Source organism: Mycolicibacterium agri (assembly GCF_002553505.1).
In the GTDB taxonomy this organism is placed as follows: Bacteria; Actinomycetota; Actinomycetes; order Mycobacteriales; family Mycobacteriaceae; genus Mycobacterium; species Mycobacterium agri.
The window spans coordinates 1-6,713 of record NZ_PDCP01000156.1 but is presented as its reverse complement, the minus strand read 5'-3'; the positions used below and the strand labels follow the sequence as shown (position 1 = coordinate 6,713).

Here is a 6,713-nt window from a genome sequence, read left to right as displayed (position 1 = left end):
CCAGGCGACTGTTCCTTCGGCATACCTGCATCCTCGTTTCCAAGGTCAGGAGCCTCCAGCATTTCCAGGGCGATTCAGCCCGGCATGGTGGCCGTATCGAGTTCCAAGATCGAACACACATGCAGTGGCTGGGCGGCCGTTTCGAGGTAGAGGAAGCTGGCGTCAAGTCCGCTGAGCCGTTGCATGACGCGATCGTAGTGTGAGGAAATCCACTTAACCTGAAGTTCATCTTCTTCGTCACCGGTGGCAGACTTAGGAGGTCAGACGAGCCCGGGGACCCGCATTGGGCCACGAGGATCGACCCGAAACAGCCACGAGGGACAACGATGTCTGAACAGACCGTTTACGGTGCTGCCGGAACGACGAAACCGCGCACGAAGGTCCGCACTCATCACCTTCACAAGTGGAAGGCAGAAGGCCACAAGTGGGCCATGCTGACCGCGTACGACTACTCCACCGCCCGCATCTTCGATGACGCCGACATTCCGGTGCTGCTGGTCGGCGACTCCGCCGCCAACGTGGTCTACGGCTACGACACCACGGTGCCGGTGACCATTGACGAACTCATTCCGCTGGTTCGCGGCGTGGTACGGGGCGCCCCGCACGCGCTGGTAGTGGCCGACCTGCCGTTCGGCAGCTACGAGCCGGGCCCGCAGAAGGCGCTGGAGAGCGCCACCCGTTTCATGAAGGAGACCGGCGCGCACGCCATCAAGCTCGAGGGCGGCGAGCGCGTGGCCGATCAGATCGCGACGCTGACGCAAGCAGGCATTCCCGTGATCGCGCACATCGGTTTCACGCCGCAAAGCGTCAACGGCCTAGGCGGGTTCCGGGTGCAAGGCCGCGGCGACGCCGCCGAGCAGACCATCCACGATGCGATCGCCGTGCAGGAGGCCGGTGCGGTCGCCGTCGTACTGGAGATGGTGCCCGCGGAACTGGCCACCCAGATCACCGGCAAGCTGACCATTCCGACCATCGGCATCGGCGCGGGACCGAATTGCGATGCGCAGGTTCTGGTTTGGCAGGACATGGCGGGCATGACCAGCGGTAAGACCGCCAAGTTCGTCAAGCGCTTCGGCGACGTTGGCACCGAATTGCGCAATGCCGCAACGCAATTCGCCGAGGAAGTAGCCAGCGGCGTGTTCCCCGACGACGAGCACAGCTACTAGGTATTAGGCGGTATTAGGCGAAGTCCGGCTTGCGCTTGGCCATGAAGGCGTCGACGCCTTCGCGGCCCTGTGCGGACTCGGCGCGCTGCGCGATGGTGCGGCCCTCGAGCTCCATCTGCTCTTCGAGCCCGCTGGAGAACGTCGTCAACATCAACGCCTTGACCGCACCGTTGGATCCGCTTGCGGTGGCGGCCATTTGGGTCGCAAGCTGATCGGCCCTGGCGGTTAGCTCGGCGCCGGGCACCACCTCGGTGACCAACCCCCACTGCGAGGCCTCTTGCGCCGACAGCGTGCGGTTGGTCAGCATCAGCTCCTTGGTCTTGGTGATGCCGATCAGCCGGGGCAGGAAGTAGGACGCGCTGCCGTCGGGGCTGAGCCCGACCTTGGTGTAGGCCATCGTGAACGACGCCGATTCGGCGGCCAGAACCAGATCCCCTGTCACCGCCAGCGAGAAGCCCGCACCGGCAGCAGTGCCGTTGACCGCGGTGATCAGCACGGCGTTCATCCGCGCGAACGTCGAGATCGCGCGGTGCAGATCGTCGGCGACACCCTTGATGTGACGCCCGCGATCGGCTGCGCCGGCGAAATCCTTGAGATCGCCTCCGGCAGAAAAGAATCGGCCCGCACCAGTCAAAACCACAACCCTTGTCGCGTCGCTGTCACAGCGAGCCGCGGCATCGGCCAACTCCCGAGTCATGGTGTTGTTCATGCCGTTTGCGGCTTCGGGCCGATTCAATGTGATCCGCGCGATGGGGCCGGACTGTTCGAGACTGATGGTCTGGTATTCGGTCACACGTGGACTTTATCGGTGAGCCTCAGCCGCTGGCCGGTCAGCGTCCGCAGCGCGGCGAAGTCTCCCGCGAAGCCCAGCGTGCGCAGCGCCGCCTCGGCGATGATCCACGGCTGATCGGCCAGTCGGCCCTCGCCGTCGGAGCGGCGGTTGATCACCGACTCCACCAGCCGGAAGGGCAGGTCGTAGGCGTCATCCGGGCCGGCGGACTCGGCGATCACCCGGCGGGCCAGTGCGGCGTAGCGGTCGCGCAACTCGCCGCGACGCAAACGGAACGGCTGGAAGCGCGGCGTCCGTAATTCGGGCAGAAGATAGAGCGCGCCGAGGTTCCAGCGACCCGTGCAGAGCTGGCCGACGTCGAACACGACCAGCGCGTGCAGCAACGGCGCCGCAGGCCCGTCCTCGGTGAGCAGCTCCCCCGCCAACCGCAGCGGATCGTCGATCGTGCCCCACAGCAGCGCATCGAGGATGTCGTCCTTGGTGCCGAAGTGGTGATAAAGCGAGGCCTGACGGATGCCGACGGCCTCGGCGATCTGCCGGGTCGACGTGCGCGCATAGCCTTGGGCGGTGAACAGTTCGGCGGCCGCGTCGAGAATCTCCTCGCGCGCACTTCTACCCGGCCGCCGCGAGCGTTCCAGCCGTGGACGACCACGGCCGTCGCTGTACATGGGCAGATTCTGACATTGATCCGGGTATGGCACGCTGAGCTCACCAAAGTCCACAAACGAAGGTCGAGATGGCTGCGAACACGCCGAAAACCTCCCGGCATACCGAGGTCGAGCGCAAGTTCGACGTCGTCGATTCCACGGTGTCGCCGTCGTTCGATGGGCTTTCGGCGGTGGCGCGGGTGGAACGCTCGCCCGCACAGCACCTGGAGGCCGTCTACTTCGACACCCCTGGCCACGATCTGGCTCGCCGCCGGATCACGTTGCGCAGGCGCACCGGCGGGCCGGATGAGGGCTGGCACCTCAAGTTGCCCGCGGGCCCCGACGCTCGCACGGAGGTGCGGGCGCCTCTGGACGACGACGGCGGCGCGGTGCCGGAGTCGCTGAAGGACGTGGTGCTGGCCATCGTTCGGGACCGGCCGCTGGCGCCCGTCGCGAGGATCAGCACCGAACGCACCGTGGACGTTCTCTACGGCGCCGACGGATCACCCATCGCCGAGTTCAGCGACGACAACGTGACCGCGTCGGCCGAGGGCGGCGACGAGCAGCACTGGCGCGAATGGGAACTGGAGCTGGCCGAGGGCGCACCGCCGGAGCTGTTGGACCGGCTTTCCAACCGGCTCCTGGACGCGGGGGCGGTGCCCGCCGAACACGGGTCGAAACTGGCCCGGGTGCTGGCGAGCGACGCCAGCGACGACGACCACGCGGCGACGAAGGCGTCGACGAAGGCGTCGAGGAAGGCGTCGGATCCGATCCGCCGCGCCGTCGCCGAACAGGTGGAGCAGTTGATCGCGTGGGATCGTGCGGTGCGCGCCGACGTCTACGACTCGGTGCACCAGATGCGGGTGACCACACGCAAGATCCGCAGCCTGCTGCAGGCGTCCGAGGGCGCGTTCGGCATCTCCAGCGACGCGTGGATTCTCGAGGAACTGCGGCAGTTGGCCGCCGTGCTGGGTGTAGCCCGCGATGCCGAAGTGCTGGCCGAGCGCTATGAGAAGGCGTTGGACGAACTGCCGGACGAGTTGGTGCGCGGGCCCATTCGGGAGCGGTTGGTCGAGGGCGCGAAGCGACGCTACAAGTCCGGTCTGCGCCGGGCGGTGGCCGCGATGCGCTCCGAACGCTACTTCCGTCTGCTGGACGCGCTCGAGGGTCTGGTCGCCGCCGAGCCAGCGCCGGTCGCGGCCGACGAGCAGGCCGAAACCACCATCGACGCCGCGTACAAGCGCGTACGCAAAGCCGCAAAGAACGCCGCGAAGGCCGCCGCCGATGAGGAGCGTGACGAGGCGCTGCACCGAATTCGCAAGGGAGCCAAACGGCTTCGCTACACTGCCGCGGCGACCGGGGCGGACGAGGTGTCGGAGCGGGCCAAGCAGATCCAGACCCTGCTTGGCGATCACCAGGACAGCGTCGTCAGCCGTACCCATTTGAGTCAGCAGGCCGAGGCGGCGCACGCGGCGGGCGAGGACACCTTCACCTACGGGCTGCTCTACGCGAGGGAAGACCAGCTGGCCCAGAACGCGCGTCGGCAGCTGGACAAGGCGCTGTCGAAACTGAAGAAGGCGGTGCGCAAGGCCCGATAGGCGGGGCGAACGAGTTGGCCTGTAAGCCGGATTCTGTTCCTCACCGCCGCGGACCATCACGGCGACGAGGCGGCGACCATCCATCTGGACATCCCGTCACCGGGTGCCTCAAGCGGCCTACCCGCAGACATCGGGCGAGCAACCCTCAAGCGTCTGCGCAACCGCACCACGTGCGGTCTTCTTGGCCTTGCTTCGGGTGGGGTTTGCCGAGCCATTCCGGTCACCCGGAATGCTGGTGCGCTCTTACCGCACCGTTTCACCCTTACCACCGTTTCCGGTGGCGGTCTGTTTTCTGTGGCACTTTCCCGCGGGTCACCCCGGGTTGCCGTTAGCAACCACCCTGCTCTGTGAAGTCCGGACTTTCCTCGTGTCGTCTCAGCGACGACCCGCGGCCGCCCGGCCAACTCGTTCGCCCATACATAATATTCAGATGGCGCAGGTTGTTCCCGCTCGTTATCTACAACGAGCGAAGGATCTGGTCGATTCGCGCTACGCCGACCCCATCACCGTCGACGATCTGGCGGCCGCGGCCGGCCTGTCGCGAGCCCACTTCAGCCGGATGTTCACCCGGACGTTCGGCGAGTCCCCCAGTGCCTATCTGCAGACGCGACGGTTGGAACGTGCGGCGGCCCTGCTGCGCTACACCGATCGGTCGGTCGCCGACATCTGCGTGATGGTCGGATTGCAGAGTGTCGGCTCCTTCACGACGAGCTTTGCCCGGGTGTACGGCCTGCCGCCCGCCGCCTACCGCGCGAGCCTGCCGCCGGCCGTGACGCAGGCGCCCGTGCCCAGTTGCATCCTCGCCCGCGACACCCGCCCGCCAGCCGACAGCCGGGTGAAGACAGCACACCGGGAGAAGACGGACCGCGCCGAGGAGCCCTAGCGTCGTCGCCATGATCAAAATCGCAAGGACGCACCTGTGGGTGCACGACCAGGAAGTGGCGCTGAAGTTCTGGACCGAGAAGGTCGGTATGGAAGTGCGCCAGGACGTTACGTTGCCCAACGAGAACTTTCGGTGGTTGACGGTCGGCCCGCCGGGACAAGACGACGTGTCGATCGTGCTGATGGCCGTGCCCGGCGAGCCGCTCATGGATGACGCCACGCGCAAGCAGGTGCTCGACCTGACCGCGAAGGGCTTTGCAGGCACCGTATTCCTGGTCACCGACGACATCGAGAAGTCCTACCGGGAGATGACCGAGCGCGGTGTCGAGTTCACCGAACCTCCGACCCAGTTGCCGTACGGCATCGACTCCGGATTCCGCGATCCGTCCGGCAATAGCGCGCGCCTGACCCAACTTTCGGAAGATTTCCCGAACACATAGGCAATACTTGGGCGGTGCGTACCCCCGCCGCCGCCCTCGCGTCCGCGGTTTTCTTCGTTGTCGCGCCAGGGACATTAGTGGGGCTGGGCCCGTGGCTGATCACCCGCTGGGAGATCCCCGAGTCCAGCCCGCCCTTGCGGCTGATTCTGGGCGGCGCGCTCATCGTGCTCGGGCTCATACCGCCGGTTCACGCCTTCGTCGAGTTCGTCAAGGCCGGCGGCACGCCGATGCCCGTCGCGCCGACCGAACGTCTGGTCGTGACGGGATTCAACCGCTTCGTGCGCAATCCGATGTATGCCGGTTTGCTGACCGCAATCCTCGGCCAGGCACTGCTTTTCGACAGCATCTGGCTCGTCGTGTACGCGATCATCGGGTGGATCATCACCGCGTCATTCGTGCGGTGGTACGAAGACCCCACGCTCGCAAGGACTTACGGCGATCAATACGATGAATACCGCCGCAACGTACCGGCGTGGACTCCCCGCCTCACGCCGTGGAAAGGGCCTTAGAAAGGGTGGGGTTTGGCGGACAGCGGTGAGGTTTTGCAGACAGCCGAGTGCCCTTTTCTAGCAAACTGTTCCGCCCGCATCCATCGATGCCGTAGTGTGCCCCCCACATCATCCCAAGTTCGGGCGAGGAGCCTTTCTATGCGATTCAGTCTCAAGGTGGCTCTGCTTGGAGCTTGCGCTGTCACCGCGTCTTTGGTCGACACAGCAGTCGCCACCGCCGACGATTACATCGACTTCGGACCGAATCAAGCGGCATGTCAGAGCGCGGCCAGGCAGGCAAATGCCATCGGCAACAGCTACTCATACTGCTACCAAACTGGGCCCGGGCACTACTCGCTGTACTTAGCGGACTGACCCTGCAGCAGAGCAGGGCTGAACGACTCCAGCAATCGGGTGATCGGCCCCGGATTGCATTCACGGTTGCCGTGCGATGGGTTGGGCGGCAACGTCTTAGAAGGGTGGGGGTTTGTGCGTTCGGTGATGATGTGGGCGGCCAGTTCGCTGTTGTTGCGGCGGAGGGTTTGGATGTGGGCGGCGCGGTTTTGGGCGCGGGTGCGGCGGCGTCGGGGTGCGGCCTTCTCGCGCTCGATCTGGCTGAGTGGGTTGAATCGCCCTGGATTCGCCGGAGGCTCGAGCTATTGGATTCCGACCAGGGGTTGGTCGGTCCGTGATGCATCGTAG

Annotated in this window: 7 protein-coding genes, 1 other RNA gene and 1 pseudogene; 5 read left to right on the top strand and 4 right to left on the bottom strand. The window is 65.7% G+C overall.

Annotated elements, in window-relative coordinates; genetic code table 11:
* Positions 1-77: 77 nt before the first annotated feature.
* Positions 78-185, bottom strand: a pseudogene (locus CQY20_RS35820) (wax ester/triacylglycerol synthase family O-acyltransferase); the annotation flags it as partial.
* A gap of 141 nt (positions 186-326) precedes the next feature.
* Between CQY20_RS35820 and panB the strand changes: the two are divergent.
* Positions 327-1,166: a 3-methyl-2-oxobutanoate hydroxymethyltransferase gene (panB, locus tag CQY20_RS32910; protein ID WP_097945392.1), complete on the top strand. Its 840-nt coding sequence runs from the start codon at positions 327-329 to the stop codon at positions 1,164-1,166.
* Positions 1,167-1,179: 13 nt separating this feature from the next.
* Here the strand turns inward: panB and CQY20_RS32905 are convergent, their stop codons facing one another.
* Positions 1,180-1,959, bottom strand: coding sequence for an enoyl-CoA hydratase/isomerase family protein (locus tag CQY20_RS32905; protein WP_097945390.1), 780 nt, complete (start codon positions 1,957-1,959; stop codon positions 1,180-1,182).
* Positions 1,956-2,624 (bottom strand): TetR/AcrR family transcriptional regulator, encoded by a 669-nt coding sequence (locus tag CQY20_RS32900; RefSeq protein ID WP_097945388.1) that lies wholly within the window; start codon positions 2,622-2,624, stop codon positions 1,956-1,958. The genes CQY20_RS32905 and CQY20_RS32900 overlap by 4 nt, the downstream gene beginning before the upstream one ends.
* A 68-nt stretch (positions 2,625-2,692) precedes the next feature.
* On the opposite strand from CQY20_RS32900, the gene CQY20_RS32895 reads away from it, so the two are divergent.
* Positions 2,693-4,201: a CYTH and CHAD domain-containing protein gene (locus tag CQY20_RS32895; protein ID WP_097945386.1), complete on the top strand. Its 1,509-nt coding sequence runs from the start codon at positions 2,693-2,695 to the stop codon at positions 4,199-4,201.
* A gap of 6 nt (positions 4,202-4,207) precedes the next feature.
* Here the strand turns inward: CQY20_RS32895 and rnpB are convergent.
* An RNA gene (gene rnpB, locus CQY20_RS32890) (RNase P RNA component class A) lies at positions 4,208-4,609 on the bottom strand.
* Between the two features lie 22 nt (positions 4,610-4,631).
* Between rnpB and CQY20_RS32885 the strand changes: the two genes are divergently transcribed.
* The 3 genes from CQY20_RS32885 to CQY20_RS32875 are packed head-to-tail and all read left to right on the top strand — an operon-like array spanning position 4,632 to position 6,032.
* Entirely contained in the window at positions 4,632-5,084 is a 453-nt protein-coding gene (locus CQY20_RS32885; RefSeq protein ID WP_097945384.1) for a helix-turn-helix transcriptional regulator, read from the top strand.
* Between the two features lie 10 nt (positions 5,085-5,094).
* Entirely contained in the window at positions 5,095-5,523 is a 429-nt protein-coding gene (locus CQY20_RS32880) for a VOC family protein (protein ID WP_097945382.1), read from the top strand.
* 14 nt (positions 5,524-5,537) lie between these two features.
* A complete protein-coding gene (locus CQY20_RS32875; protein WP_097945380.1) occupies positions 5,538-6,032 on the top strand; it encodes a methyltransferase family protein in 495 nt (164 codons plus the stop codon).
* Positions 6,033-6,713: the final 681 nt, after the last annotated feature.

Excerpts from the sequence above, each read along its gene's own strand:
- CQY20_RS32885 (WP_097945384.1), top strand. The coding sequence starts at position 4,632 with ATGGCGCAGGTTGTTCCCGCTCGTTATCTACAACGAGCGAAGGATCTG.
- CQY20_RS32900 (WP_097945388.1), bottom strand. The coding sequence starts at position 2,624 with ATGTACAGCGACGGCCGTGGTCGTCCACGGCTGGAACGCTCGCGGCGG.
- CQY20_RS32880 (WP_097945382.1), top strand. The coding sequence starts at position 5,095 with ATGATCAAAATCGCAAGGACGCACCTGTGGGTGCACGACCAGGAAGTG.
- panB (WP_097945392.1), top strand. The coding sequence starts at position 327 with ATGTCTGAACAGACCGTTTACGGTGCTGCCGGAACGACGAAACCGCGC.
- CQY20_RS32895 (WP_097945386.1), top strand. The coding sequence starts at position 2,693 with ATGGCTGCGAACACGCCGAAAACCTCCCGGCATACCGAGGTCGAGCGC.